Consider the following 26,122-nt stretch of genomic DNA (forward strand, 5'->3'; position numbering starts at 1 on the left):
TCCGTCCCATCTGAACAAATCATTTTTCACGATGATCGGACTGCCCTAGCCTCCCTCCACGGATCATTGAAAGCGGAGGGCGGCGCGATGCCGGTTCAAACCACACTGACCCAGCGCCTGGGCCTGTCCCACCCCATCGTGCAGGCCCCGATGGCCGGGGGCGCCGACACGGCGGACCTCGTCGCCGCGGTGGGCGAGGCGGGCGGCATCGGCTTCGTCGGGGCAGCCTATCTGACTCCGGACCAGATCGCCGAGCGGGCGCGGGCGATCCGCGCCCGAACCTCCCGTCCCTTCGGAATCAACCTGTTCGCCCCCCTGCCCGCGCCCGAGGCACCGGACGCCGGGAGGATGGACGCGGCGGTGGCCCGCATCGCGCGTTACCACGCCGATCTCGGCCTGCCCGCTCCCGGAACACCGGCATTGGGCGCCGACGGCTTCGCCGCCCAACTGGCCGCGGCGCTGGACTGCGGAGCGTCGGCCTTCAGCGTCACCTTCGGCATCCCGCCCGCCGACGCGCTGGCCGCGATCAAGGCGCGGGGCATGCTCCTGATCGGTACGGCGACCAGCGTCGAGGAAGCCGTCGCGCTGGAGCGGGCGGGCATGGACGCCGTGATCGCCCAGGGGGCCGAGGCCGGCGGGCACCGCGGCAGCTTCGCCACCGGTCCGGGAGAGGTGGACTTCGCCGCCGGGCTGGTCGGTACCATGGCGCTCGTCCCGCAGGTGGTCGACGCGGTGAACCTTCCCGTGTTGGCGTCCGGCGGCATCATGGATGGGCGCGGCATCGCGGCGGCGTTGGCGCTGGGCGCCGCCGGGGTGCAGATGGGCACCGCCTTCCTGACCTGCGCGGAGGCCGGCATCCCCGAGGCGCACAAGCAGGCGATCCTTGATGCCCGCGAGACGCAGACGCGGGTGACCCGCGCCTTCTCCGGACGCCCGGCGCGCGGGATCGTCAACAGGGTCATGGAGGACATCGCCGACGGCGACGCCCTGCCCTTCCCCCTGCAGAACACGCTGACCCGCCCGATGCGCAGCGCAGCGGCGCAGCAGGGGCGCGCCGAGTTCCTATCCCTGTGGGCCGGTCAGGGGGTCCGTCTGGCACGGCGGCAGATGGCGGCGGACCTGATGGCCCGGCTGGTGGACGAAACCGACGCCGCGGTCCGACGCCTGACCGGCTGTTCCTGACGGCCGGCGGCTAACCCGCCACCGTCCCCTCCGCGCAGACGCGGTTCCGCCCGCCGCGCTTGGCGGTGTAGAGCGCCTCGTCGGCGCGGCGCATCAGGGCCAGCAGGTCCTCGCCCGGACGGTATTCGGCCGCCCCGACCGACAGGGTGACCGAGCCGTAATTGGCGTTGCGCGTCCGGTTGATGATCTGCCGCGACCCCACGGAGGCGCGAAGCTGCTCGGCCAGCTTCACGGCGTTCTGAAGGCCGGTGTGCGGCAGGATGACGCTGAACTCCTCCCCACCGTAACGGGCGACGGTGTCGCGCCCCTTCACTCCTTCGGTCAGCACCTTGGCGACCAGCTTCAGCACATGATCGCCGACGAGATGGCCGTGGGTGTCGTTGAAGCGTTTGAAATGATCGATGTCCACCATCAGCAGGGTCATCGGCATTCCGGTCTGCGCCGCGTCCTCCGCTGCGGAGGCCAGCGCCAGATCGAAGCCGCGCCGGTTGGCGATTCCGGTCAGCCCGTCGGTCATCGCCTCCCGCCGCGCGGAATCCAGAACGACGCGCAGCTCGGCCAATTGCTGGCTGGATTCGAGAAGCTGGCTTTGCAGGCGAGTCTGGCGATCCACGATGGCGGTCGTCTCCGCCGCAATGGCCGCCACCATGGCGCGCAGCTCGGCCAGGCTCATCGGCTGATCCAGTTCCCCCCGGAAGCCGGCCAGCGCCTGCCCATAGCGGTCGGTTTCCGAACCGACGCTGCCCAGCTGGTCGAGGATGCGGCCCAAGGCGACGCGCGCCCGCTCCGACGTTTCGCGGATCGCCTGGGCCTCGGCGTCCAGCGTGAAGAAGCGCTTGTACATTTCATCGCAATGGCTCTGCGACAGCGTGGCGCCGTCGCGCTGGGCCAGTTCGATGGCGCGCGTCAGGTCCGGATTTTGCCCGCTGAAATAAGCGTACCAGAGGGTGAAGTTCTCCGGATTTGGCAACAGGCCATTGGCGTTGATCCGATCCATGGCACGGACGGCGAGAAGCCGTGCCGTCTCGAAATCCTCTTCGCCCGCCATTGCCGCCGCCTTTCCATTGCTCATTGGAAAAAAAGCTACCGCAGCGGGAAAGAGACGAGCAAGCAACTTTCGGATCAGGTCATTATATTACAGGTGACCAGAAATATACTTCCCGACCGATCAGTTGCACTGACCTACGGATTTCTCAGCGCAGACCGTCGTGCCGTCGACCCAGGTGGCGCCCGACAGATCGGCGTGCCGCAGGTCCGCGCCACCCAGCCGCGCCCCTGTGAAATCGGCCTTCTGCAGGATCGTGTTCACCAGCTTCGCGTTGCGCAGATCCGCTTCCTTCAGGGTCGCCCCGGTCAGGTCGGCGCGGGTGAAATCAGCCTCGATCAGGCGGGCGCCGTCCAGCTTCACCCCCGGCATGGTGGCGCTGAAGAATTTCGCGCGGTAGCCGTCGGTCTCCGACAGGTCGGCGTCCTTCAGCGTGGCCCGCTGGAAGGTGGCGTCGCGCAGCATCGCCCCGGCCAACTTCGCCGACGACAGATCGCGCCCGTCGAAATAGCAGCGGCGCCAGTTCACCTTCGGCTGCGCCGGGTCGGTGCATTCGGCCAGAGCGATGGAGGGGACCAGGGCTGTGCCCAGGAAGGTGGCAAGTACCGCGAAGGCGGCGAAAATTGTCGTCTTCATGCGCAAACAGATAGTGTCGCGCAGGCCGAATAACAAAGGGTCCGGCGCAACAAAAGGCCGTAACGGGCAGCGACCTGCTGTCACGCCCCCTTCGGCGCCCGCAACCCGACCGAACGCCCGGCCTGCGGCGGCACGGGCAGCGCGGCGTGTTCAGCCGCTGTGCGGGTCAACCGTTCCGCGGATTCCAGAGCCAGCGGCACCGACCGGCGCTCCGCCAGATCCACATGGACCAGAACGAATTCGGCCGTCGCGGCGAGGAAGCCGTCCTCCTCATGGCGCATTTCGTGAAACAGATGCAGCCGCTTGGCGTCCGCCCCCAGGATCAGGGAGGTGAAGGTCAGCCCGTCGCCCTCCGTCACCTCGCGCGCGTAGGTCAGGTGCGCCTCCACCGCGAACATCGACCGCCCCTCGCCCTCCGCATAGGCCTTGCCGATCCCGAAATGGTCCAGCACGGCGTCGGTCGCATGATCGAAGGCGAGCAGATAGTAGGCCACGTTCATGTGGCCGTTGTAGTCGATCCACTCCGGGCGGACGGTTTCCCGGTGCAGGCAAAGCGGGGTGGGCGAATGGTTCATGCCCTCAAGGATAAGCGATGCCGCCGCGCTTTGGGAACCGGCTTGGATGCTCAGCCGGACGGGTTGAGGAACCGCCCCGAAGATGCCTCCTCCCCCTTGCACCAAGGGAAAGGAGGCGATGCCCCGATTCAGGCAATCCGCATCACACGCTGAAATACTTCGCCCGCGGGTGGTGCAGGACGATGGCCGACGTGCTCTGCTCCGGGTGCAGTTGGTGCTCGTCGGACATCTCCACGCCGATCCGCCCGGCGTCGAGGAGCTTCAGAAGCTGCTCCTGGTCGGCGAGGTTCGGGCAGGCCGGGTAGCCGAAGCTGTAGCGGCTGCCGCGGTAGACCTGCTGCAGCAGCTTCTCCTTGTCGCGGCTGTCCTCGGCGCCGTAGCCCAGCTCGGCGCGGATGCGGGCGTGGACGTACTCCGCCATGGCCTCGGTCATCTCCACCGACAGGCCGTGCAGGTAGAGATAGTCCTGGTAGCGGTTCTCGGCGAACCAGTCCCGCGCCACCTCCGACGCGTGCTGGCTCATGGTGACGACCTGAAGGCCGATCACGTCGCGCTCCGGATCGTTCACGTCGCGCAGGAAGTCGGCGATGCACTCGCCGTCCTCCTTGGCCTGACGCGGCAGGGTGAAGCGGGCGACCTCGCTGGTTCCGTCCTCGGCGAACAGGATGACGTCGTTGCCGTCCGCCGCCGCCTTCCAGTAGCCGTAGACCGCCTGGGGCCGCAGGATCTCCTCCTTCGCGGCGATGCGCAGGATGCGGTCGAGCACCGGGCGAAGCTCCTTCTTCGCCCATTCCTTGAACTCCTCGAAGGACTTGCCATCCTTCCGGTAGCCCCATTGGAGCTGATAGAGCATGCGCTCGTTCAGGTAGGTCACCAGCGTCTTCAGCGGCACATGCTCGATGACCTTCGCCCCCCAGAAGGGCGGGGTCGGCACCGGCACGCCCTCGGCCAGACGGGCGCGGCGGGCACGGATGGCGTCCTTGTCCACCGGACCGACGGCGGCGCTGGTCGCCTGCCCCAGCACGCGGCGGCGGTTGACCGCCCGGCCCGACCGCTTGGCCTGCTGGATGGCGAGCTGCTGGTCGAAGCTGCCGCCCACCACCTGATCCATCAGGGTCAGCCCGTCGAAGGCGTCGCCGGCGTAAGCCACGCGGCCCGAGCCGTAGGAAGCCACGCAGTCGGTCTCCACATAGGCGCGGGTCAGCGCGGCGCCGCCGAGCAGGACCGGAACCTCCAGCCCCTCGCGGGTCATCTCCTCCAGATTCTCGCGCATGACGACGGTGGACTTCACCAGCAGGCCGGACATGCCGACCGCGTCGGCCTTGTGCTCCTTCGCCGCCTGGATGATCGCGCCGATCGGCTGCTTGATGCCCAGATTGACGACCTTGTAGCCGTTGTTGGTCAGGATGATGTCCACGAGGTTCTTGCCGATGTCGTGGACGTCGCCCTTCACGGTGGCCAGCACCATGGTGCCCTTCTGCTGACCGTCCGCCTTCTCCATGTGCGGCTCCAGCCAAGCGACGGAAGCCTTCATGGTTTCCGCCGACTGGAGCACGAAGGGAAGCTGCATCTTGCCGGCGCCGAACAGCTCGCCCACCACCTTCATGCCGTCCAGCAGGTAGGTGTTGATGATCTCCAGCGGCGAATGCGTCTTCATCGCCTCGGCGAGATCGTCCTCCAGACCGGTGCGGTCGCCATCGACGACGCGCTCCTTCAGCCGCTCCTCGACCGTCTCGGCGCGGGCCTTCTTCTTGGCGTCCGCAGCCTTGCGGCCCTCGAACAGGGCGATGAAGGCTTGGAGCGGGTCGTACCCTTCGGAACGGCGGTCGAAGATCAGGTCCTCGGCGGTCTTGACCTCCTTTTCGGGGATCTGGTGCAGGGGCATGATCTTCGAGACATGCACGATGGCGCCGGTCATTCCCCGCTTCACCGCATGGTCGAGGAAGACCGAGTTCAGGACGTGGCGCGCCACCGCGTTCAGGCCGAAGGAGACGTTGGACAGGCCCAGGATGATCTGGCAGCCGGGCATCTCGCGGCTGATCGCCTCGATGCCCTCCAGCGTCCAGATGGCCAGCTTGCGGTCGTCCTCGCTGCCGGTGGCGATGGTGAAGGTCAGCGGGTCGAACAGCAGGTCGTGGGCCGGCAGGCCGTATTCGTTGACCGCGAGGTCATAGAGGCGCTTGGCGATGGCAAGCTTGCGCTCCGGCGTCTTCGCCATGCCCTCCTCGTCGATGGTCAGCGCGATCACCGCCGCACCGAACTTCTTGGCGAGCGCGAGGCGCTTGCGGGCCGGCTCCTCGCCGTCCTCGAAGTTGATGGAGTTGATGATTGCCTTGCCGCCGTAGAGCGCCAGCGCCTTCTCCAGCACGATGTATTCGGTGGAGTCGATGACCAGGGGTGCCGTGACCGAACCGGCGAAACGCTGCACGACGGCCTGCATCTCCGCCACCTCGTCGCGGCCGACGAAGGCGGTGCAGACGTCCAGCGTGTGCGAGCCTTCCTTCACCTGCTCGCGGGCCATCTCGACGCAGCCGTCCCAATCGTTCTTCTCCTGAAGCTCGCGCCACTTCTTGGAGCCGTTGGCGTTGCAGCGCTCGCCGATGGCGAAGAAGGCGTTCTCCTGGCGCAGCGTGACCTGGGAGTAGAGCGAGGCGACCGCGGGCACCCAATGGACCGTGCGGCCCTTCGGGTTCGGGCGGTGCGACCCGGCCGGGGCCAGCTTGCGCAGCATCTGGTTGGCCGCCGCGATGTGCGGAACGTTGGTGCCGCAGCAGCCGCCGACGAGATTCACCCCGTCCTCGGTCACGAAGCGCTCCAGCCAATGGGCGAAGTCGTCGGCGCGCAGCGGGTAGTGGGTCTTGCCGTCGACCAGTTCCGGCAGGCCGGCGTTCGGCTGCACGGAGACGAGGCCCGGCCAGTTCTGGGTCAGCCACTTCACATGCTCGCTCATCTCCAGCGGGCCGGTGGCGCAGTTCAACCCGATCAGCGGCACGTCCAACGACTGGATCACGGTGGCCGCCGCGGCGATGTCGGTGCCGACCAGCAGCGTGCCCGTGGTTTCCACCGTCACCTGGACGAAGACCGGCGTGTCCGACCCGGCCTCGGCACGGGCTCGCTTGATGCCGTTGACGGCGGCCTTGATCTGCAGCGGGTCCTGGCAGGTCTCGACCAGGATGGCGTCGGCGCCGCCGGCGATCAGGCCGGCCGCCTGGACGAAGAAGCTGTCCTCAAGATCCTGATAGGGGATGTGGCCCAGGCTGGGCAGCTTGGTGCCCGGCCCGACCGAGCCGATGACGAAGCGCGGCTGCCCGTCCGTGAAGGTCTCCACTGCCTCGCGCGCCAGTTCGACCGCGCGCTGGTTGATCTCGAACGCCTTCTCCGAGATGCCGAACTCGCCCAGCGTCACCGGGGAGGCGCCGAAGGTGTCCGTCTCCACCATGTCCGCGCCGGCCTCGAAATAGCCGCGGTGGATCTCCCGGACGATGTCCGGGCGCGACAGCGGCAGGATGTCGGTGCAGTTCTCGTGCCCCCAGTAGTCCTTCTCCACATCGAGGTCGAGCGCCTGGATGCGGCTGCCGAACCCGCCGTCGCAGAGCAGGACGCGGTCGCGGAGAGTGTCGAGAATGTGCGGCATGGGAAGGGTCTGGTCCGTTTCGGAAGGAAGGTCGGGCGGAAAAGTTCAGGAAATCAGCGCTTCATTCGAGGCCGTGGCGGTTCACCGGCCACCAGTCTTCGTCGAAAAGCTGTTCAAGCGCGTAGGGACATTCGGACGGCAGATCCCGCTCATCGACGCGATCCTGTCCAAGCCCGTCACTGGCGAAACCGCATCCACGGCGGAACGCGAGATTAAGGTCCACATGGCCTTTCAGACTGGGACTGTCGGCAAGCGCATCCACGGCGGCGGCCCGCTGTTCGCGCACCGACCTCCGCCATCCGCCGCGCGGGTCCGGTGCGGGGGAAAACTCCAGTTTCAGCAGATGCTCGATGACGCGGGCCAGATGGCTGTTGATCGCACGCCGGTCGCTCTTGCCCATGTCCTCGATTTCCCCCGCCACATGGTCCCAGTCGATGGGCGTGTTCAGCCGCTCCCGCGCCGCTTCGCGCAGCAGACGAGCCTGCTCCTGGGTCCAGGCGTAAAAGTCGTCGTCGTACCCGATCCGGCTGTCCATGGCCCTTCCTCCGCGACCGCGATCATCCGCAACACCCTATCACAGGGGGGCGGTCAGGACACCGCCGGCTGCTTCGCCTTCACGCCCAGCATCCGGCAGATGGCCACCGTCAGGTCCGAGCGGTTCAGGGTGTAGAAATGGAACTCCTTGATGCCCTGGGCCTGGAGCGCCTGGCACTGCTCCGCCGCCATGGTCGCGGCGACGAGCTGGCGGGTTTCCGGATCGGCGTCCAGCCCCTCGAAGGTCTCGGCGAAGCGCTGGGGCATCGCCGCCCCGCACTTGCCGGCGAACTCCACCGCGCGGGCGAAGTTGGTGATCGGCAGGATGCCGGGCACGATCGGCACGGTGATGCCGGCTGCGGCGCAGCGGTCGAGGAAGCGGAAATAGGCGTCGTTGTCGAAGAAGAACTGGGTGATCGCCCGCGTCGCCCCGGCGTCCACCTTGCGCTTCAGGTTGTCCAGGTCGAACTGCGCGCTCGGCGCCTCCGGATGGCACTCCGGATAGGCGGCGACGGAGATCTCGAAGTCAGCGACCTTCTTCATCCCCGCCACCAGATCGGCGGCGTAGGCATAGCCGCCGGGATGCGGAACGTAGCGCCCGCCGACCCCGCCCTCGGTCTCCGGCGGATCGCCGCGCAGGGCCACGAGATGGCGGATGCCGGCGTCCCAATAGGTGCGGGCGATGGCGTCGATCTCTTCGCGCGTCGCACCCACGCAGGTGAAGTGCGCGGCGGCGGGGATGCCTGTCTCCTTCTGGATGCGCGTCACCGTGTTGTGCGTGCGCTCGCGCGTCGAGCCGCCGGCCCCGTAGGTCACCGAGACGAAGGACGGGGCGAGCGGGGCAAGGCGCTGGATCGCCTGCCACAGGCTCTGTTCCATCTTCTCCGTCTTGGGCGGGAAGAATTCGAAGCTGACCGACGGGATGCCGGACGTCATGACTGGGCTCCGCTGATGGAGAGGATGGAGGGATCGACCGGGGATGCGCCCTTCGCGGCGCGCACCGCCGGCCAGATGGATACGGTAAGCGGTTCGCCCGGCAGATGCACCACCGCGCCGCAATCCAGACCGCATTGACGGCACCAGGCGGCGACCTCCGCGTCGGAGAAGCCCAGCCGGCGGTGAGCGTGCTCCGCCCGCAGGGATTCCAGGACGTGGGGAGCGAAATCGACCACCAGCAGCAGGCCGCCGGGCCGCAGCACCCGCGCCGCCTCGGCCAGCAGATCGGCCGGCGCCTCCGCGAAATGCAGCACCTGATGGACGACCGCCGCGTCGAAGGAGCCGGATGGGAAGGGAAGCTGGTACATGTCCGCCTGCCGGACGTGGCAATGACGGAGTGCCGTGTCCTCCAGCTTGGTGCGGGCGATGGACAGCATCTCGCGCGACTGGTCCACCCCGACGGCGCGCCGGGCCCGCGGGCCCAGCACCTCCAGCATGCGGCCCGTGCCGGTGCCGATGTCCAGCAGATCGCCGATCCCGTCGGCGGGGATCAGGCGCAGCAGCGCCTCCTCCACCTCGCGTTCCGGAACGTGGAGGGAGCGGATCTCATGCCAGCGGGCAGCGTTCTCGCGGAAGTAGCTGGCCGCCGCCTCGGAGCGGGCGCGCTTGATCGCCTCCAGCCGCTCCAGATCCAGCGTCAGGGTCGGGTCGTCGGACGGGATCGCGTCCACCAGCACCCGTGCCAGCTCCGCCGACGCGCCGCGTTCCGTCAGCCGGTAGAAGGCGAAGGTGCCTTCGCGGAAGCGGTCCAGAAGACCGGCGTCGCACAGGAGTTTCAGATGGCGGGACACGCGCGGCTGGCTCTGGCCCAGGATCTGGGTCAGCTCCGTCACCGTCAGCTCGCCATGAGCGCACAGCGCCAGCAGCCGAAGCCGCGTGGTCTCCGCCGCCGCCTTCAATGTCGCAAGCAGTTCGTCCATGACCGCCGACACCGTCCCGAAACGCCCCGATGGGCCGGCCGGCCACCGCGGCCCGCCATGCGGGATACAGATATAAAGATATCTTTATGCAGCGTAAACACGTTTTCACCGATCCCCCTTCCAATCGGGCGGCACCGGCTGACGGGACGCCCGGTGGGGACGCGAAGGGCGCGGCAATCCTACCACATAGGGCAGTATCCATATGGCGACCTCGCGTGGCGCGCTGGTCAAAAGGCGGCGCCTGTGTTAGGCACGGAACAAAGGGATCGCACGGATTTTCCGGGCGATGTCCTGTCCGGCAGCGTCCGTTGCCGCCCGGTGAGGGGTCGAACCCTTCGGACGTGGCGCGATGGAGCCGCGGAATCGGATGCCCCGCCCAAAGTCGTGTCCCCAGAAAGAGCCGTCGCCGATGAAGCTGGCCAACCTCTCCTGCTCCCTTCTTCGCTCGGCCGCCGTGGCCGTCGTCGCCCTCGGCATGGCGGGTTGCGCAAGCGCGCCCGGCAACAGCGAGGCCGACGTCACGGTGAGCGATCCGCTGGAGATTCCCAACCGATTCGTCTTCGCCGTCAACGAGACCGCGGACATTCTGCTGATCCGTCCGGCGACGGAGGTCTATGTGGGAGTCGTTCCCGACCCCCTGCGCCAGGCGGTGCACAACTTCATCCAGAACCTGCTCGGCCCGCTCTACATCGCCAACAACCTGCTGCAGGGCGATTTCGAGGGCGCCCAGGTCGCCACCGGGCGGTTCATGACCAACACCATCCTCGGCATCGGCGGTTTCGCCGACGTGGCGACGGAGGCCGGAATCGGTGACCGTCCGGAGGATTTCGGCCAGACGCTGGGCGTGTGGGGCGTCGGCCCCGGCCCGTACGTCGTCCTGCCGCTCCTCGGCCCGTCGAACGTCCGCGACACGCTGGGCTACGGCGTCGATACGCTGGCCGACCCGTTCCGCATCGGCACCAACGCCGCCGGGGCGGACAACGCGATGTACGGGCGGACCGCCGCCGCGGGCCTGGACCGCCGTTCGCAGCTCCTGCGCGAGATCGACGACCTGCGCAAGAACTCGCTGGACTTCTACGCGACGGCCCGCAGCCTCTACGCGCAGCAGCGCCGCGCCGCGATCGCCAACGACATCGCGCCGGCGACGCCGGACTTCCCCGATTTTGACGAACCCGCCAAGAAATAAGGAGGGGGCCTGCCGCGGTGTGACCGTTCGCGCTCGATCCTTTAGCCGATTGAGTGTTGACAAAGCCCCCGCGGCAGCCACTTTTGCCTTGCCATGCTGACACGTCGCCTGTTTCTCGTGTGCGCGGCCCTGCTCGCGGTGAGCAGCTGGGCCGCCCGTCCCGCCGCCGCGCAATCGGCCGATCCGGGCGCGACCGCGTTCATCCAATCGCTGGGGAACGAGGCCGTCGCCACCTTCTCGAACAAGAGCCTGTCGCGCGAACAGGCGGTGCAGCGCTTCCGCAAGCTGCTTTATCAGGGCTTCGACGTGGCCTATATCGGCCGCTGGGTGCTGGGCCGCTACTGGAACGTCGCCACGCCGCCCCAGCACGACGAATACCAGAAGCTGTTCGAGCGTCTGATCGTCAACACCTACGCCGACCGCTTCGTCGAGTATTCGGGCGAGACCTTCCGGATCACCGGGTCCCGCGTCGAAGGCGAGGCGGACACCATGGTCTCCACTCAGATCGTCCGCCCCAGCGGCCCGCCGGTGAATGTGGACTGGCGCGTGCGCAAGCGCGACACCGCCTACAAGATCATCGACGTGGTGGTCGAAGGCGTCAGCATGGGTGTGACCCAGCGCCAGGAGTTCGCCTCCGTCATCGGCCAGAATGGCGGACGGGTCGAAGGGCTGCTCCAGGCGCTCCGCCAGAAGGTTGGCAGCGCCGGCTGATCCCTGGCCGCTCCGCGCAACCGGAACGACCGGGCCATCTTGAGGGCCGCCTTCGGGCGGCCCTTTTCATGCCCACCGTCTTTCTCGCTGTATTTTCATGAAGGTCCAAACGGCGTTTCCGTGACGAACACCGCCGGAAGAGGTATGGTCGCGCCCAGAGCCTCTCTTGTGTGTTGCAGCAACGGGCGCCCCATCCGATGGCCGACCGGACTCCGAACGAGATCGACGAGATCAGGGCGATCATCCTCGCCCACCAGACGTGGCTGACGCGCCGCGGCGGGCGGCGGGCCGACCTCAGCTTCCGTGATCTTTCGAATCTCAACCTCGACCGGGTGAATCTGAACGGGGCGAAGCTGGCCGGGACCAATCTGGTCGGCGCCCGCCTCGTCCGGGCCGACCTTTCGCAGGCCGACCTGTTCGGCGCCGACATGGAGGGGGCGAACCTGACCGCCTCGACCCTGATCGGGGCGGATCTGCGCGGCGCCAACCTGCACCGGGCCATCCTGACCGACGCCAACCTGCGCGGCGCCGACTTCCGCGCCGGGTCGCTGATGAGCGGAACGGACGACAAGCCGCGCAGCGACGGAGTCACCCGCCTGACCGAGGCGAAGATGGAGCGCTCCATCCTGGCCGGCGCGAACTTCACGGGCTGCGACCTCAGCGGCGCCGACCTGAACGACGCCGACCTGACGGGCGCCGACATGACCGCGGCCGTGCTGGTTGGCGCCGATTTCTGGGGCGCCACCCTGGACGGCGTGACCTTCGACGGCACCACCATCGACGAGGCGACGCTCGACCGCAACTACCTGCCCGCCTCCCTTCCCAAGAACGCCATCGTCAGGCCGGCCTACAAGCCGATGCCGTCGGGCGCCTTCTTGGAGGCCGTCGCCGAGCATGAGCGGTGGGTGAACAGTCAGGGGGCGGAGGGCCGCCATCTCGATCTCGACCTTGTGTCGGTGGTCGGGGCCGACCTGACCGGCCGCGTGCTCGCCGCGGCGCGGCTGCGCCGCTGCCGCCTGATGGGCGTGCGGCTGCGCAAGGCCAGCCTGGAGATGGCCGACCTCTCCTACACCGAGATGATCGGGGCCGACCTGACGGAGGCCTGCCTGAACGGCACCAACCTGCGCCGCGCCGGGCTGTCCCGCGCCGTCCTGGCGCGCGCCGACGCCCGCCCCGCCCGCCTGTCCGGGAATCGCCCCTGGCCCGCCAACTTCGATGGCGCCAACCTGACCGGCGCCGATCTGCGCGATGCACGGATGGAGGACGCGGTGCTGCGTTCCGCCAAGCTGGGCGGGGCGAAGCTCGACGGCACGGGGATCACGGTGGCGGTGGACACCGCCCCACCGCCGCCGGCAGCGCCGGAAGAACGGCGGGCGCAGAAGCGCTACGCCCAACCCTGTCTGATCGTCCAGACCGACCGCGGCGCCCACTCCTCCCGCAACTGGTCGATCGGCGGGGTCTGCCTCCACGCGCCGGACGATCTGTTCGAGGAAGGGGAGACGATCGAGGGCCGCCTGTCCATCACCGGGCGGGACGATCTCATGGCCACCGCGCGGATGGTCGTGGTGCACAAGGGCGTTGGGAAAGGGCAGGTTTCCGTGCGCTTCCACCAGTATGGTGACGATCTCAAGCAGCTCTTGAAGACCGCCTTCCTGGAGCATCAGAAGCTGGAAGGGTAACCGGAGAACGCTCCCTCTCCCTGGTCGGGAGAGGGAGTTCGCAGGAGCCGCTTACGAACGGACCAGCGGCTTGTACTTGATGCGGTGCGGGTTCACCGCATCCTCGCCCAGACGGCGCTTCTTGTCGGCCTCGTAGGCCTCGAAGTTGCCCTCGAACCACTCCACGTGGCTATCGCCCTCGAAGGCCAGGATGTGGGTGGCGAGGCGGTCGAGGAACCAGCGATCGTGGCTGATGACCACGGCGCAACCGGCGAAGCTCTCCAGCGCCTCTTCCAGCGCGCGCAGCGTGTCGACGTCCAGATCGTTGGTCGGTTCGTCGAGCAGCAGAACGTTGGCGCCGGACTTCAGCATCTTGGCGAGATGGACGCGGTTGCGCTCACCGCCGGACAGCTGGCCGACCTTCTTCTGCTGGTCCGGACCGCGGAAGTTGAAGGACGAGACGTAGGCGCGGCTCGGCATCGACTTCTTGCCGAGGTCGATCACGTCCAGCCCGTCAGAGATCTCCTCCCACACCGTCTTGTTCGGGTTCAGCGTGTCGCGGCTCTGGTCGACATAGCCCAGCTTCACCGTGTCGCCGACGCGGAAGGCGCCGGCGTCCGGCCCCTCCTGTTCGGTGATCATGCGGAACAGGGTGGTCTTGCCGGCGCCGTTCGGGCCGATCACGCCGACAATGCCGCCCGGCGGCAGGCGGAAGGACAGGCCGTCGATCAGCAGACGGTCGCCGAAGCCCTTGTTGATGCTCTCGGCCTCGATGACGACGTTGCCCAGGCGCGGCGGCGTCGGGATGACGATGCGGGCCTCGCCCGTCGCCTCCTTGCCGCTTTCGGCCAGCAGCGTCTCGTAGGCGGAGATGCGGGCCTTGCTCTTGGCCTGACGGGCGCGCGGGGACTGCCTGATCCATTCCAGCTCGGTGGAGAGCTGCTTCTGGCGGGCCTCCTCGGCGCGGCCTTCCTGCTCCAGCCGCTTCTGCTTCTGCTCCAGCCAGGAGGAGTAGTTGCCCTCGTACGGGATGCCGGCGCCGCGGTCGAGTTCGAGAATCCAGCCCGTTACGTTGTCGAGGAAGTAGCGGTCGTGGGTGACCAGGACGACGGTGCCCTTGTAGTCCTCAAGGTGCTTCTGGAGCCACGCCACGGACTCGGCGTCCAGATGGTTGGTCGGCTCGTCGAGCAGCAGCAGGTCGGGCTTTTCCAGCAGCAGCTTGCACAGCGCCACGCGGCGCTTCTCGCCGCCGGACAGCTTGGTCACGTCGGCGTCGCCCGGCGGGCAGCGCAGCGCGTCCATGGCGATCTCGACCGTGCGGTCGATGTCCCAGGCGTCGGCGGCGTCGATCTTCTCCTGAAGCTCGGCCTGCTCGGCCAGCAGCGCGTCGAAGTCGGCGTCGGGCTCGCCCATCGCCTCCGACACGGCGTTGAAGCGGTCCAGCAGGCCCTTGGTCTCGGCCAGGGCCTCCAGGACGTTCTCCTGCACCGTCTTCGTCGGGTCGAGCTGCGGCTCCTGCGGCAGGTAGCCGACCTTGGCACCCTGCGCGACCCACGCCTCGCCCGAGTAATCCTTGTCCAGACCGGCCATGATCTTCATCAGCGTCGACTTACCGGAGCCGTTGACGCCGAGAACGCCGATCTTCACGCCGGGCAGGAAGGACAGCCAGATGTTGTCCAGAACCTTCTTGCCGCCGGGGTAGACCTTGGACAGGCCCTTCATCACATAAACATATTGATAGGACGCCATGCGCCGCTCCGCCCCTTCTGCACAAAAAGGAAAAATTTCAGGACGCCACCGGCGGCGCCACTTCGCTCGCCCAGGGTTTTAGCGCATAAGGACGCGGCATGAAACGGCGAAGGAGGGAGGCCGGGTGGTCGAGATTTATGTGGATGCCGATGCCTGCCCGGTAAAGGCCGAAATTTACCGGGTGGCCGGGCGCAGCGGAATCAAGGTCTGGATCGTCAGCAACGGCCCGCTCCGCCTGCCCAACGAATGCCTGTCGGAACTGGTCGTCGTCGGGTCGGAGTTCGACGCCGCCGACAACTGGATCGCGGAGCACGCGACCGAGGCCGACATCGTGGTCACCGCCGACATCCAGTTGGCCGACCGCTGCGTCAAGAACCGCGCCGTGGTGATCGGCCCGACCGGCCGCCCCTTCACGGAGGACAGCATCGGCTCGGCCATCGCCACCCGCGCGCTGATGCAGGACCTGCGCGACATGGGCGTGGTCAGCGGCGGCAACAAGCCGATGAGCCAGCAGGACAAGTCGAAGTTCCTGCAGACGCTCGATCAGGCGGTGCAGGCATTGAAGGCCGGGCGGCGGCCGAAATGGCGCTAAGGCGTCACTCCGGCAGCGTTCGCTTGGGCAGCGTCCACTTGGGCAGCGTTCACTTGGGCAGCGCGCCGGCCTGACCGGCGGCGAAGGCGCGCGCCTGCCCGTGCGTGGCGATTCCCCGCTGGTCCAGCCGCGTCAGCAGCACCGCCGCCAGTTCCGCCTCGACCTGGGCGGGGGCGAAGGGACCCGTGCGGCGGTCGGTCGCGATGCCGAAGGCGGCGGCCAGCCGGTTAAGGGAAGCCCCCTCCAGCGCGGGGTCGAGGGCCGCGGCGAGCCGCGCGAGGTCGAGCGTCGGCGGCGCCTCCGGCTCCGGCAGACCGGCGTCGCGGCAGGCGCGGGCCAGCGTGCCGAGCGCCGTGTCCACCCCCCAGCCGACCACCGCGCAGCCGCGCAAGGTGTCGGCGATCACCGGCCAGGCCGCGGCGAAGGGACGCGCGCCCGCCGCCATCGCCGTGGTCACGCCGTGGATCGCGCTGCCCTCCGCCGGGATGGGCGCGCCGGGATCGATGAACAGCTCCAGCGACAGGCTGCGGAAGACGCGCGGCCCGACCATCCGCACCGTGCCGACCGCGACGACCGTCCCCTCCTCCGGCTGCCCGGTGGCGGTGGCGACCCACAGGCTGACCATCGGCAGGGCCAGCAGCGGGTCCTCGTCGCCGAGATGGACGGGACGGGCGTTCGGGCGCAGGAGCCGCCGCTCGCCGGACAGAAGCGGCTGCGCCTCCCCTCCCTTCGCCGGGAAGACCAGGGCGACTCCCGATTGAAGTCCCAGATCCTTGACGCGCACCGGCACCTCGCCGCCCTGGGCGCGGCGCAGCAGGGCGGAAACCAGCTGGCCGTCCTCGCGCGCCCGCTCGATGGCGCGGAACAGCTCGGGGCGCGAAAGGTGGTCGTAGATGTCGGCCCCGGCGGACAGCCCCAGATGGGCGGAGGCCGCGGGGTTCAGCGTGTCGATCCGCCCGAAATCGTCGAGCACCACCACCGGCTCCTCCAGCGCGGCGATCACGCCAGCCAGCCGTTCGCCGGGGCGATGCTCGCCGTGGCGGCCATGGCGCAGCGCCTCCGCCGCCGCCCGCGCGAGGTCGCCGGCCTCATCCTCCTTCGCATCGGCGGCGAGGGAATTGGCACTGCGCCCACGCCAGGCCGACAGGGTCTCGCGCAGCCGGCCCAGATCGCGGAAATGGCGGTTCAACCGGGCGAAGGCCATCCACAGCGCCAGCACGCCGAGCCCGACCGCCCCCATATCCAGCAAGGAACGCTCCGGGTCGGCGACGGCCAGCCGCCCGATCTCCACCCCCAGGAAGGCGAGCGCCATGCCCGCCACCGCAAAGCCCAGCACCGCCGAACGCCACGCCCCGCCCCGCATCGGGCCGCCTCCACACACCGTACGAATGGCGCGACTGTAACGCTCCCGGATGCCGGCGGAAAGGGAGCGGGCGGGTCAGCCCTCCCGCTCCTGCTCCATCGCTCCGCCGCTAATCCGCCGCGAAGCAGTAGAACAGCCCCGCACCGCCCGTGCCTTTGAGAGCGTCCTGGCTGCAGCCGCCCCGCGTCAGATGCGAACTGTTCCAGGATTTGGCCGGCGGGTCGTCGCTGAGCCCGATGCGGTCGTGGTGGCCGACCATGGCGGCGCCCTCCGTCCCGCTGCGGGTCCAGTTGCCGCAGGTCCGGTCCTCTGCGCCGCCGAAGGCCGTGCCGTCCGGTTGACTGCCGGTCAGGATGTCGTGGGTGTTGGGGGTGTCGCCACGGCCTTTCACCGTCTCGCCGGTTTCGGTGAGCCCGGTCTGCTTGGTCAGACCGTTTGTGGTGTGAAGATCTTCCACGCTGCGGGCGATCACCTGTCCTTTCACGTTCTGCCAGGGGCCAGCGCCGATGCGGTCGCGGGCGTTCACCGCCGGCCGGCCATCCGCCGCCTGGGTGGACAGGTAGGCCTTCCAGTCGCGGTTCCCCGCCCCGACGGCCTGCGCCAGTTGCCGGCAATGGCGGTCCGCCCCCTCCAGCCCACCCAGATCGGCGCCCTTCCCCGATCCGACGCTGGTGATGAAGAAGCTCATGCCCGTCGAACCCCCGGATGTCTGCGCCGATGCCGGTGCCGCCGTCAGCAGAACAGCCGCCGAAATCGCAGCGCCGATACCAGCCCCAAAGATGGTGCGAACCATGGGTGCCCTCCCCTGCCTTGTTGTTCAGACCGTGGTGGTTCGTGGACGCCGGGACGGACGGCTTTATTCCCGCATCCTTTCGACGCATCGCCCAGCCGCATGGCCGATCCTTCCTTTTTCCCCCTTACGATGCGGCGCGAATTCCTTATGGTCTCCGACGGCCTCGCCATGCAGGCCCACTCAGAGAATTTAGTACGAATTTCGAACCATTTTACCCCAATAACAATCAAAAGGCTTACCCAACTCAAAATAATAATGAGAGAAAGCGCGAACAAATACCCGCTCTCGTTATCGCGCCTTTAAACATTCAAAGACTTATTGGGCCGCCGTTAATCGCTCATTAAGGCAAAACCGGCAGATTTGGTCTTGTGCTCTCCTTCACATTTTTTGGGTCCGGCGATGGTGATGGTTTACCACCCTTACGCGCTCCAGCATCGGCAGGAACGGCGGTCCGGGCGCAGGCTGGCGCTGGCGTTGATTGTCGCGCTCGGCCTCCCCCTGGCGGTGGGCGCCGGCTACACCATGGAGACGGTGCGCGGCTATGCGGTGCAAGCACGCTTGGCGCAGGCGGTGGACGCGGCCGCTCTGGCCGGCGGGCGGGTCATGTTCGACGACCAGCGCGACGGCCACATCCGCACCTTCTTCGACAACGCCTTTTCCAAGAGCTTTCTCGGCGCCCACGCCGCGGCGCTGAGGATCGAGGACGATACGAACAGCGGCGTGCTGACAGTGCATGGCCGGGCGACCGTCAAGGCGCTGTTCACCCGCATCCTCGGCGGCAGCGATCTGGTCGTGGAGGCGCAATCGGTCGTCCGCCGCAACGTCCGGGGCCGCAAGGGGGCTTAAGCCCTTCGAAGGGAACCCCTCGGCGCCGTCGGATGGACGGCCACCACGGCGCCGCGCCCCTGCCCGAATTTTTTAAGGCATCGGGAAGCTTTGCGCTGATACCATGCGGGATCAGGCTCACCCACAACCCGCCGCGCTCCCGTGTCCAGCATCCCGTCCCTATCATCGCCGTCGAACGCGCAGCCCCTGTCCGGGATGGGTCGGCTTCGTCAGATGCTGGCCAGCGAAGCCATCGCGGTGCAGCCGATCCGGCGCGTGCCGGGGGAGCCGGAACGCCGGCGATCCGACGATGTTTCGGCCACCGACGATGCGCTGAAAAGCGGAAACCGGACGGAATTGGGCGGAGCGGAAGGCAACCGCGCCCGCCGTTCCGGTTCCTCATCCCGATTTGCGCTGGACGACGCGGAGGCCAGCGACGGGCCGGTGACCGGCGCGCCGCCGCGCCTGAGCGCGACGCCGAACGCCGGCTTCATCGCGCAGAGCATTCATCAGGACGCGATGGGCAGCGGCCTGCACATCGAACCCTGGTCCGCCGCCATCACCGCCTACCGCAAGGCCGACGCCGCGGCCTATGCGGCCGGGACGTCGGCAAGGATGTCCGTCTAGGCGGCGGATCGCACCCCTTCGCTTAGGACGAGGAGTCTTCGCCGTAGATCTGCTCCTGCTGGTAGGCGGTCAGGCCCACGCGCTGGATCAGGTCGAGCTGGGTTTCCAGCCAGTCGATGTGCTCTTCGGTGTCCTCCAGGATCTCCCGGAAGATCTCGCGGCTCTGATAGTCGCGCACCGCGTCGCAGTCGGCGATGGCCTCCAGCAGATTGCCCCGGTTGTGGCTCTCGATGCCGAGGTCGGCGGTGAACATCTCCGGAAGATCCTCGCCGATCTTCAGCTTGTGCAGGTCCTGGAGGTTGGGAAGCCCTTCCAGGAACAGGATGCGCTCAATCAGCTTGTCGGCGTGCTTCATCTCGCCGATGGATTCCTCGTAGACCTTGTGCGCCAGCCGGTGCAGGCCCCAGTTCTTCAACATGCGGGCGTGCAGGAAATACTGGTTGATGGCGGTCAGCTCGTTCGTCAGAATCGTGTTGAGGTGCCGGATAACCTTCGGATCACCTTTCATCTACCCCTCCGTCTTGATTGGCCGCACGACGTTGCGCGCGGCGCCTGTTCTTTTGCCCGACGACTGAATGGAAGTGTAAGCCAATAGCGCGGGATGGCAATCGGCTTCCGGTTCGGCTGGCTTCAAGGCCGTTCGCTGCGGACCGCCTCGGCCAGCCGGCGCAGTCCCTCGTTCTCGGCCATCGCCTCGACCGGCACGCCCAGGCGGCGGCGCCAGTTCGGATGTTGGTCGACGGTGCCCGGAAGGTTCGGTTGCTCCACCTCCCCCAGCGCGTCCTCGATCTGCACCATGGCGATGCGGCCCGGCGAGCGGGCGAGGTAACGGTGCACCGCCTCCATCAGCTCGCGCGAGAAGGGTTGCGAACCCTCGTTGTTCGGGTAGCGGACCGGGCGCAGCCCTTCCCGTTCCAGCGCCTGGAGCATCCACCAGCGGTCCACGCCACGATCCCAGACGTCCTTGTTCCGCGCGGCCTCGTCGGGATAGAGGTCGAGCCGGGCGCGCCAGTCGAGGTCCCGGTTGGTCCAGAAGCCCTTGAAGGTGGCGAGGTCGTGGGTGGTCACCGTGACCATGGCCCCGGCGGGATACTCCTGAGGCGCCTTGAATCCGCCGTCGGCGCTGCGCTCGAAATACAGCACGCGGTAGCTGAGGATGCCGGCCCGCTCCAGCGCCGGGCGGAAGCCCTCCGGCACGGTGCCGAGATCCTCGCCGATGACGATGCAGCGGTTGCGCCGGCTTTCCAGCGCGATGATCCGCAGCAGGTCCTCGAACGGGTACTCGACATAGGCGCCGTCGCTGCCGTCCGCCGGAATCCAGAACAGGTGCTGCAGCGCCATCACATGGTCGATGCGCAGCGCCCCGGCGTGGCGCATGTTGGCGCGCAGCATGGCGATGAAGCTGCCATAGGCCGATTCCCGCAAGCCCACCGGCGACAGCGGGGCGAGGCCCCAATTCTGCCCTTTCATGTTGAACTGATCCGGCGGTGCGCCGACGTTGGCGCCCTGCACCAGAATGTCCGACTCGCCCCAGGCCGCCGCCCCGCCGGGATGCGCCGCCACGGCGAGGTCGCGGTAGAAGCCGATGGGCAACCCGGCCCGCCGCCCGCGCTCCGCCGCCGTGCCCAGCTGGCGGTCGGCCTCCCATTGCAGATACTCGAAGAAACCCACCCGATCGGCCTGCTCGGCGGCGAAGGCCTGGACCTCGGGGCTGTCCGGGTGCTGGAAGGCCGGCGGCCAGGTCCGCCACATCCACTGGGACGGGTCGCGGCGGTAGAAATGCTCGTGCAGCGCCTCGAACACGGCGTGGCGGCGCAGCGGCTCGCCCATCTCGCGCCGGAACGTCTCGAACGCCTCGCGCCGCGCGTCGCTCTCGCCGAGCGCGCGGAAGGTGGCGTGCAGCGCCTCCAGAACCGGCATCTTCAGGGCGGACACGGCGGGATAGTCCACCAGCTCCGTCGCCCGTGCGGCGGCCAACCGCTGCCGAAACTCCTCCGACGCGATGAGAGCCTGCGCCTGGGGCGTGGCCGCCAGTTCCGGCACCCGCTCCACGTCGATGTAGAGGATGTTGAGAAAGGTCCGGCTGCCCGGCGAATAGGGGCCGATGTGGTTGGGGTCGGCCGGGAATAGGGCGTGCAGCGGGTTCAGCCCGACCAGTCCAGCCCCGAGCCCCGCCGCTGTCTCGGCGAAGCGCCCGAGGTCGTCGAAGTCGCCGATGCCCCAATCGTCGCTGCTCTTCAGCGCGTAGAGCTGCAGGCCGATGCCCCAGGTCCGCCCGCCGGGCACCACATCCTCCACCGTCAGGCAGCGCTGCGGCGCGACGATCAGCACCGTGCCGCCCTCCAGCGTGCCGCCCATGCCCTGGGGCCGGATCACCACCGACAGCCGGTGATAGCCGAGCGGCAGGGTTGGCGGCAGGCGGGTGGACACCGTCCGCCGCTCGTAGGCCACGCCGTCGAGCACGCGCTGCTCGGCCAGCGGCAGGTTGCCGACGCGCAGCGACGCGCGGTGGGCAAGTCCGCCCTCTTCGGTCAGCGTCCAGGTCAGCTCGGCGTCCTCCAGCCCGGCCGGAACGGCCAGGGCGAGGCTGAGCGGCGCGCCCTCGTCGATCACCAGGACGGGGGGCAGCATGCGCCGCCACGACCGGTCCTCCACCGCGTGCAGGCTCCCCGCCAGTTCCTCGCCGCTGCCGGCGGGATAGCCCATGGCGGCGGCCAGAGCCCGCTTCGTCGCGTCGGAGGTCTCGCGCCGGTTGCCCCAGATGTCGTGGTAGAAGGGCTCGATGCCAAGCCGTTCGGCAAGCCGGTCGAGATCGCTCATTCAGGGGTCCCCGCGTTTGTCGGTCGTAGCGTCTTGGTGGCGTCATCCTGGCCGCAACGGCCTGCGCGCGAGCATTGCGCGTCGGGCCGGTTCCGTCCAGCCCCGAACATTCGAATTTTCATATTGACCGCAACGCTTTCGCGCGCGGCGACGGGGCAAGGGTGACAACGCGCCGCAACCTTGGATGATCCGGCCTTCGCCTTCAGCGGCTCACCATTTGCGGGATCACGGCCCGACCGTCTCTTTCGCGGCATCGCCGTTCGCTGCGGGCACCGCCGTCGCGGCCCGCGCGGCCTCCGCCTTGGCCTGCGCCATCTGCTCCAGACGGGCACGATAGCCGGTCACCGCGGCGGCTACCTCGGCCATCATGGCCTCCAGGGAGCGGTTCGCATCCACCGCCTGCATCAGATCACGGGCGAGCGTACGGACGCGCTCCACCTCCTCCGCCGCGACGGCGCCCGATTCGGCCTGGAGGCGCAAGCGCTCCGCCATCATCTTCAAGGACTTGGTGACGGACTCCGCCGGCCCCGGCTCACCCAGGTCGTCGAGGCGGCGCAGCAGGTCGTCCAGGAAGGCCGGGACGCGGGCCAGATGGTCCACCGCCATGCGCTCCGGCGGACGGGCGGTCAGGCCGGTGGCGGCGAATTCGATCAGGAAGGCGACCTGGACGCTGATGCGCAGCAGCTTCTGCTCGTTGACGAAGTGGTTGGCCTCGGCCATGAGCTGCCGGGCGTTGATGTGCGCCCAGCGGTTGGTGGCCTTCAGCCGCAGCGTGTTCGGCGCGTCGAGCAGCGGCACCTGGGCGCCCTCGCGCGGCGACTTGCGCCGGTCGGGGCCGGTGTAGTCGGCGGTCACCACGAATTTCTTGCGCGATTCGATCAGGGCGGCCAGCCGGTCCTGCACCTGCTTGGGCGAGACGGGCTTCACCAGCAGGTCGTCGGCCCCGGCATTGGTGACGCGCATGACCAGAAGCGGCGTCGGTTGCCACGTCGTGGCGACGATGCAGGCGTAGGGATTGCGGGTGTCCGGCTCGTTGCGCAGACGGCGGATGAGGCGCAACGCCTCCGCCTCCTCTCCATCGATGTCCAGCAGGATCAGGTCGGGCGTAGCCGCCGTCGCCATGTCCACCGCGTCCCGGACCGAGCCGTAGGCCTCCGCCCGCTTCATCCCCAGCCGCGCCAGCACCTCGCGCAGGACGCGCTGGGTGTTGGACTGCGTGTCGATGATGGCGGCATCAACCAGGGAGTAGTCGTAGTCGGGCATGCGTGGGTTCCGCGGAAACCGGAGGTGGAAAGGCCATCCCCGGCCTGGACGTTAGCACAGGCGGAAAAGACCGCCTATTGACCCGCATCAACGGCCAGGCGAATCAACCTGCACGAACACCAGCGCGGTCCGCCCGTCCACCGGCATCGTCCGCCCGGCGAGCTGCATCCGCCCGTCGCCGGCTCCGTCCGCCACGCGGGTGTCGAGCACGCAGCGCCAGCCGCGCGCGTCGGGCACCTCCGGCAGGGTGACGTTGACCGTGTCGGTGTGGGCGTTCAGCACGATCAGCAGCACCCCGTCGTCCTGCGGCGCCCCGTCCACCCCGGTGTAGGTTCCGGCATGGCCATTCAGCAGCAGCATGATGCAGCGCGCATGGCCGTTGCGCCAATCCTCCGCCGACTTTTCCACCCCCTGCGGCGTGTACCAGACGATGTCCTTCAATCCGTTCGGCGAGATCCGCCGTCCGTGCAGGAAGACCGGGCGGCGCAGCACCGGATGCGCCTTGCGAAGCGCGATCAGCCGCTTGACGAAGGCCAGCATCGGCCCGCCCTCGCCCTTCAGCCGCGCCCAATCCAGCCACGAGGTCTCGTTGTCCTGGCAATAGGCGTTGTTGTTGCCCTTCTGGCTGTGGCCAATCTCGTCGCCGGCCAGCATCATCGGCGTGCCCTGAGACAGGAACAGGGTGGCCAGCAGATTGCGCTTCTGCTTCGCGCGGGCCTCGCGGATCGCCGGGTCGTCGGTCTCGCCCTCCACCCCGTGGTTCCAGGAATGGTTGGCGGAATGGCCGTCGCGGTTGTCCTCGCCGTTGGCCCAATTGTGCTTGTCATTGAAGGAAACGAGATCGTGCAGGGTGAAGCCGTCATGCGCCGTGACGAAGTTCACCGACGACCAGGGCCGCCGTCCACGCTTCTCGAACAGGTCCGACGAGCCGGCGATGCGTCCCGCCAGCTCCGGAAGCATGCCGTCGTCGCCGCGCCAGTAGCGGCGCACCGTGTCGCGGTAGCGGTCGTTCCACTCCGCCCAGCCCGGCGGAAAGTTGCCGACCTGATAGCCGCCGGGACCGACGTCCCACGGCTCGGCGATCAGCTTCACGTCGGCCAGCGCCGGGTCCTGCCGCACCGCGTCGAGGAAGCCCGAACCGGGGTCGAACCCGTAGGGCTCCCGCGCCAGCACGGTGGCGAGGTCGAAGCGGAAGCCGTCGACATGCATCTCCGTCACCCAGTAGCGCAAGCTGTCCATGACCAGCTGGAGCACGCGCGGGTGGCTGAGATTCAGGGTGTTCCCGGTGCCGGTATCATTGATGTAGAAGCGCGGGTTGTCGGGCAGCAGCCGGTAGTAGCTGAGGTTGTCGATGCCCTTGAAGGACAGGGTCGGGCCGAGATGGTTGCCCTCGCCCGTGTGGTTGTAGACCACGTCGAGGATGACCTCGATCCCCGCTTCGTGCAGGCGGGCGACCATGGTCTTGAACTCCGACAGAACGCCGGTGGTCATGTAGCGCGGCTCGGGCGCGAAGAAGCCGATGCTGTTGTAGCCCCAGTAGTTGCGCAAGCCCTGCCCGACCAGATGCCGGTCGTCAGCGAAGGACTGCACCGGCAGGAACTCCACCGAGGTGATGCCCAGCGCCCTCAGATAGTCAATCACCGCGTGGGTGGACATGCCGGCGAAGGTGCCGCGCAGCGGGGCCGGTACCTCCGGATGGCGCATGGTGAAGCCGCCGACATGAGTCTCGTAGATCACCGTGTCCGACCAGGGAACCGCCGGATGCCGGTCATGCCCCCAGGTGAAGGCGCGGTCGACCACCCGGCATTTCGGCATGCCGCGGGCGTTGTCGCGCCGGTCGAAGGACAAATCCTCGCGCGTCGAGCCGACGCGGTAGCCGTAATGGGCGTCCGACCAGCGGAACGGCCCGAACAGCGCCTTGGCGTAGGGATCGAGCAGCAGCTTGTTCGGGTTGAAGCGGTGCCCCGCCAACGGCTCGTAGGGGCCATGGACGCGGTAGCCGTAGAGCAGGCCCGGCCGGGCCTCCGGCAGATAGCCGTGCCAGACCTCGTCGGTGTGCTCCGGCAGGACGACCCGCTCGACCTCCCGCTGGCCGGTCTGGTCGAACAGGCACAGCTCGACCTTCTCGGCGTGGGCGGAGAACAGGGCGAAATTGACCCCGAACCCGTCCCAGTTCGCCCCCAACGGATAGGGCTTGCCGGGCCAAACGGCGGTGCGCGTGGCGGTGGAGATGGACATCAGACGACGATCCCGTCTTGTGGGACCGTCATGGCCGGTTCCCTTCGATCCGCATCAATTCCGCGACGACCACAGCCCTCAGCGGCGAAAGTTCGTGTTGAATGGTGTGCCACGTAAGAGCGTCGTCCACGTTGTCGTAATCGTGCCGGTAGATGTTACCGGCACCGGCTATGGCCCGCCAATCGATTTCGGGATGGCGCTGTCTGACGTCATCGGGGATGCGCCGAGAGGCTTCCGAAATGATTTCGAGAGCGCGCAGCACGGCGTAGCTGGTCTTCTGATCGGCCAGAAAATCCTCGAAACCCATTCCGGAAACGAATCGGGCAATGGCATCGATGTTCTGGACGATGTCCTCCAGCCGCCGCTGCGGCGACCTAGAAGGCATGCACCGCCTCCCCCGCCACGCTGTCCCGAAGGGCGGGCTTCAGATTCTTCCGCACCACCACATCCGTTGGCCGGTCGAACAGGTCACCGATGTCGAGCGTCACCCGCGTGTACTCGAACAGACCCATGGGCCGACCGGGGTCCAGATCAATCACGATGTCGATGTCGCTGTCGGGCCGGGCCTCGCCGCGCGCCACCGACCCGAAGACGGCGGCATGCAGAACACCGCGCCGACGCAGGTCAGCGCTGTGGCTGCGTAGGATGCGCACCACCTCTTCGACGGACGGCGGCCGGTTCCTCATCGTCATGATCGTCCCCCCGGACGCTCGTCCACCCGGAGCCTGTGCGGGATAGCCAAGTCAATAAAGAGGAGGCACGCAGCGCCCGTCAA

The 26,122-nt window shown here is 68.1% G+C and carries 23 protein-coding genes; 7 read left to right on the forward strand and 16 right to left on the reverse strand.

Annotated features, from left to right (window positions below):
• Nucleotides 1-87 precede the first annotated feature (87 nt).
• A complete protein-coding gene (locus tag JJL56_RS13000) occupies nt 88-1,182 on the forward strand; it encodes an NAD(P)H-dependent flavin oxidoreductase (RefSeq protein ID WP_200485341.1) in 1,095 nt (364 codons plus the stop codon).
• Nucleotides 1,183-1,192: 10 nt separating this feature from the next.
• On the opposite strand, the gene JJL56_RS13005 is transcribed toward JJL56_RS13000, so the two are convergent.
• From JJL56_RS13005 to JJL56_RS13035, 7 genes are all read right to left on the reverse strand, one after another.
• Nucleotides 1,193-2,254 carry a GGDEF domain-containing protein gene (locus JJL56_RS13005; RefSeq protein ID WP_247891063.1) on the reverse strand — a complete coding sequence of 354 codons (1,062 nt, stop codon included), beginning with the start codon at nt 2,252-2,254 and terminating at the stop codon, nt 1,193-1,195.
• 96 nt (nt 2,255-2,350) lie between these two features.
• Nucleotides 2,351-2,863 carry a pentapeptide repeat-containing protein gene (locus JJL56_RS13010; RefSeq protein WP_200485342.1) on the reverse strand — a complete coding sequence of 171 codons (513 nt, stop codon included), beginning with the start codon at nt 2,861-2,863 and terminating at the stop codon, nt 2,351-2,353.
• A gap of 80 nt (nt 2,864-2,943) precedes the next feature.
• A complete protein-coding gene (locus JJL56_RS13015; RefSeq protein WP_145626018.1) occupies nt 2,944-3,438 on the reverse strand; it encodes a thioesterase family protein in 495 nt (164 codons plus the stop codon).
• Nucleotides 3,439-3,580: 142 nt separating this feature from the next.
• On the reverse strand, nt 3,581-7,072 hold the full coding sequence (metH, locus tag JJL56_RS13020) for a methionine synthase (protein WP_200485343.1): 3,492 nt from the start codon (nt 7,070-7,072) through the stop codon (nt 3,581-3,583).
• A 61-nt stretch (nt 7,073-7,133) separates the two neighbouring features.
• Nucleotides 7,134-7,607, reverse strand: a complete 474-nt coding sequence (locus tag JJL56_RS13025) for a DUF29 domain-containing protein (RefSeq protein ID WP_145626020.1) — start codon at nt 7,605-7,607, stop codon at nt 7,134-7,136.
• Between the two features lie 53 nt (nt 7,608-7,660).
• Entirely contained in the window at nt 7,661-8,542 is an 882-nt protein-coding gene (gene metF / locus JJL56_RS13030) for a methylenetetrahydrofolate reductase [NAD(P)H] (protein WP_145626021.1), read from the reverse strand.
• Nucleotides 8,539-9,522: an ArsR/SmtB family transcription factor gene (locus tag JJL56_RS13035; RefSeq protein WP_200485344.1), complete on the reverse strand. Its 984-nt coding sequence runs from the start codon at nt 9,520-9,522 to the stop codon at nt 8,539-8,541. Before JJL56_RS13035 ends, metF begins: the two co-directional genes overlap by 4 nt.
• 409 nt (nt 9,523-9,931) lie before the next feature.
• Between JJL56_RS13035 and JJL56_RS13040 the strand changes: the two genes are divergently transcribed.
• The 3 genes from JJL56_RS13040 (at nt 9,932) to JJL56_RS13050 (ending at nt 13,098) form a co-directional block, all read left to right on the forward strand.
• A complete protein-coding gene (locus tag JJL56_RS13040; RefSeq protein WP_145626023.1) occupies nt 9,932-10,708 on the forward strand; it encodes an MlaA family lipoprotein in 777 nt (258 codons plus the stop codon).
• 93 nt (nt 10,709-10,801) lie between these two features.
• Nucleotides 10,802-11,419, forward strand: coding sequence for an MlaC/ttg2D family ABC transporter substrate-binding protein (locus JJL56_RS13045; RefSeq protein WP_145626024.1), 618 nt, complete (start codon nt 10,802-10,804; stop codon nt 11,417-11,419).
• Between the two features lie 197 nt (nt 11,420-11,616).
• A complete protein-coding gene (locus JJL56_RS13050) occupies nt 11,617-13,098 on the forward strand; it encodes a pentapeptide repeat-containing protein (protein WP_200485345.1) in 1,482 nt (493 codons plus the stop codon).
• Nucleotides 13,099-13,149: 51 nt separating this feature from the next.
• On the opposite strand, the gene ettA is transcribed toward JJL56_RS13050, so the two are convergent.
• Complete coding sequence (gene ettA, locus JJL56_RS13055; protein ID WP_149163441.1) at nt 13,150-14,826, reverse strand: energy-dependent translational throttle protein EttA; 1,677 nt, start codon at nt 14,824-14,826, stop codon at nt 13,150-13,152.
• A gap of 124 nt (nt 14,827-14,950) precedes the next feature.
• Here ettA and JJL56_RS13060 point away from each other — a divergent pair, with 124 nt between their 5' ends.
• Complete coding sequence (locus JJL56_RS13060) at nt 14,951-15,418, forward strand: YaiI/YqxD family protein (protein ID WP_145626027.1); 468 nt, start codon at nt 14,951-14,953, stop codon at nt 15,416-15,418.
• A gap of 49 nt (nt 15,419-15,467) precedes the next feature.
• Here the strand turns inward: JJL56_RS13060 and JJL56_RS13065 are convergent, their stop codons facing one another.
• Nucleotides 15,468-16,781: an exonuclease domain-containing protein gene (locus JJL56_RS13065; protein ID WP_200485346.1), complete on the reverse strand. Its 1,314-nt coding sequence runs from the start codon at nt 16,779-16,781 to the stop codon at nt 15,468-15,470.
• Nucleotides 16,782-16,890: 109 nt separating this feature from the next.
• Entirely contained in the window at nt 16,891-17,469 is a 579-nt protein-coding gene (locus tag JJL56_RS13070; RefSeq protein ID WP_247889442.1) for a hypothetical protein, read from the reverse strand.
• 510 nt (nt 17,470-17,979) lie between these two features.
• On the opposite strand from JJL56_RS13070, the gene JJL56_RS13075 reads away from it, so the two are divergent.
• Entirely contained in the window at nt 17,980-18,420 is a 441-nt protein-coding gene (locus tag JJL56_RS13075) for a hypothetical protein (protein ID WP_247889443.1), read from the forward strand.
• A gap of 213 nt (nt 18,421-18,633) precedes the next feature.
• Complete coding sequence (locus tag JJL56_RS13080; protein ID WP_200485347.1) at nt 18,634-19,026, forward strand: hypothetical protein; 393 nt, start codon at nt 18,634-18,636, stop codon at nt 19,024-19,026.
• Between the two features lie 22 nt (nt 19,027-19,048).
• On the opposite strand, the gene bfr is transcribed toward JJL56_RS13080, so the two are convergent.
• The 6 genes from bfr to JJL56_RS13110 all read right to left on the reverse strand — a co-directional run bounded on the left by bfr (nt 19,049) and on the right by JJL56_RS13110 (nt 26,039).
• Nucleotides 19,049-19,534: a bacterioferritin gene (gene bfr / locus JJL56_RS13085; RefSeq protein ID WP_145626032.1), complete on the reverse strand. Its 486-nt coding sequence runs from the start codon at nt 19,532-19,534 to the stop codon at nt 19,049-19,051.
• Between the two features lie 122 nt (nt 19,535-19,656).
• Nucleotides 19,657-21,846, reverse strand: a complete 2,190-nt coding sequence (malQ, locus tag JJL56_RS13090) for a 4-alpha-glucanotransferase (protein ID WP_200485348.1) — start codon at nt 21,844-21,846, stop codon at nt 19,657-19,659.
• Nucleotides 21,847-22,071: 225 nt separating this feature from the next.
• Entirely contained in the window at nt 22,072-23,109 is a 1,038-nt protein-coding gene (locus JJL56_RS13095; protein ID WP_200485349.1) for a response regulator, read from the reverse strand.
• 87 nt (nt 23,110-23,196) lie between these two features.
• Nucleotides 23,197-25,347 carry a glycogen debranching protein GlgX gene (gene glgX, locus JJL56_RS13100; RefSeq protein WP_145626035.1) on the reverse strand — a complete coding sequence of 717 codons (2,151 nt, stop codon included), beginning with the start codon at nt 25,345-25,347 and terminating at the stop codon, nt 23,197-23,199.
• Between the two features lie 28 nt (nt 25,348-25,375).
• Nucleotides 25,376-25,732 carry a HepT-like ribonuclease domain-containing protein gene (locus tag JJL56_RS13105; protein WP_038527390.1) on the reverse strand — a complete coding sequence of 119 codons (357 nt, stop codon included), beginning with the start codon at nt 25,730-25,732 and terminating at the stop codon, nt 25,376-25,378.
• Entirely contained in the window at nt 25,722-26,039 is a 318-nt protein-coding gene (locus JJL56_RS13110; protein ID WP_145626036.1) for a nucleotidyltransferase family protein, read from the reverse strand. Before JJL56_RS13110 ends, JJL56_RS13105 begins: the two co-directional genes overlap by 11 nt.
• Nucleotides 26,040-26,122: the final 83 nt, after the last annotated feature.

Source organism: Azospirillum aestuarii (assembly GCF_016632405.1).
Classification (GTDB): domain Bacteria; phylum Pseudomonadota; class Alphaproteobacteria; order Azospirillales; family Azospirillaceae; genus Azospirillum; species Azospirillum aestuarii.

Coding starts and splice junctions, on each gene's coding strand:
- metH (WP_200485343.1), bottom strand. CDS start 7,072: ATGCCGCACATTCTCGACACTCTCCGCGACCGCGTCCTGCTCTGCGAC.
- malQ (WP_200485348.1), bottom strand. CDS start 21,846: ATGAGCGATCTCGACCGGCTTGCCGAACGGCTTGGCATCGAGCCCTTC.
- metF (WP_145626021.1), bottom strand. CDS start 8,542: ATGACGTCCGGCATCCCGTCGGTCAGCTTCGAATTCTTCCCGCCCAAG.
- JJL56_RS13010 (WP_200485342.1), bottom strand. CDS start 2,863: ATGAAGACGACAATTTTCGCCGCCTTCGCGGTACTTGCCACCTTCCTG.
- JJL56_RS13110 (WP_145626036.1), bottom strand. CDS start 26,039: ATGACGATGAGGAACCGGCCGCCGTCCGTCGAAGAGGTGGTGCGCATC.
- JJL56_RS13045 (WP_145626024.1), top strand. CDS start 10,802: ATGCTGACACGTCGCCTGTTTCTCGTGTGCGCGGCCCTGCTCGCGGTG.
- JJL56_RS13035 (WP_200485344.1), bottom strand. CDS start 9,522: ATGGACGAACTGCTTGCGACATTGAAGGCGGCGGCGGAGACCACGCGG.
- JJL56_RS13080 (WP_200485347.1), top strand. CDS start 18,634: ATGCTGGCCAGCGAAGCCATCGCGGTGCAGCCGATCCGGCGCGTGCCG.
- JJL56_RS13070 (WP_247889442.1), bottom strand. CDS start 17,469: ATGAGCTTCTTCATCACCAGCGTCGGATCGGGGAAGGGCGCCGATCTG.
- ettA (WP_149163441.1), bottom strand. CDS start 14,826: ATGGCGTCCTATCAATATGTTTATGTGATGAAGGGCCTGTCCAAGGTC.
- JJL56_RS13040 (WP_145626023.1), top strand. CDS start 9,932: ATGAAGCTGGCCAACCTCTCCTGCTCCCTTCTTCGCTCGGCCGCCGTG.
- JJL56_RS13025 (WP_145626020.1), bottom strand. CDS start 7,607: ATGGACAGCCGGATCGGGTACGACGACGACTTTTACGCCTGGACCCAG.
- JJL56_RS13000 (WP_200485341.1), top strand. CDS start 88: ATGCCGGTTCAAACCACACTGACCCAGCGCCTGGGCCTGTCCCACCCC.
- JJL56_RS13105 (WP_038527390.1), bottom strand. CDS start 25,732: ATGCCTTCTAGGTCGCCGCAGCGGCGGCTGGAGGACATCGTCCAGAAC.
- JJL56_RS13015 (WP_145626018.1), bottom strand. CDS start 3,438: ATGAACCATTCGCCCACCCCGCTTTGCCTGCACCGGGAAACCGTCCGC.
- glgX (WP_145626035.1), bottom strand. CDS start 25,347: ATGTCCATCTCCACCGCCACGCGCACCGCCGTTTGGCCCGGCAAGCCC.
- JJL56_RS13005 (WP_247891063.1), bottom strand. CDS start 2,254: ATGAGCAATGGAAAGGCGGCGGCAATGGCGGGCGAAGAGGATTTCGAG.
- JJL56_RS13095 (WP_200485349.1), bottom strand. CDS start 23,109: ATGCCCGACTACGACTACTCCCTGGTTGATGCCGCCATCATCGACACG.
- JJL56_RS13075 (WP_247889443.1), top strand. CDS start 17,980: ATGGTTTACCACCCTTACGCGCTCCAGCATCGGCAGGAACGGCGGTCC.
- bfr (WP_145626032.1), bottom strand. CDS start 19,534: ATGAAAGGTGATCCGAAGGTTATCCGGCACCTCAACACGATTCTGACG.
- JJL56_RS13050 (WP_200485345.1), top strand. CDS start 11,617: ATGGCCGACCGGACTCCGAACGAGATCGACGAGATCAGGGCGATCATC.
- JJL56_RS13065 (WP_200485346.1), bottom strand. CDS start 16,781: ATGCGGGGCGGGGCGTGGCGTTCGGCGGTGCTGGGCTTTGCGGTGGCG.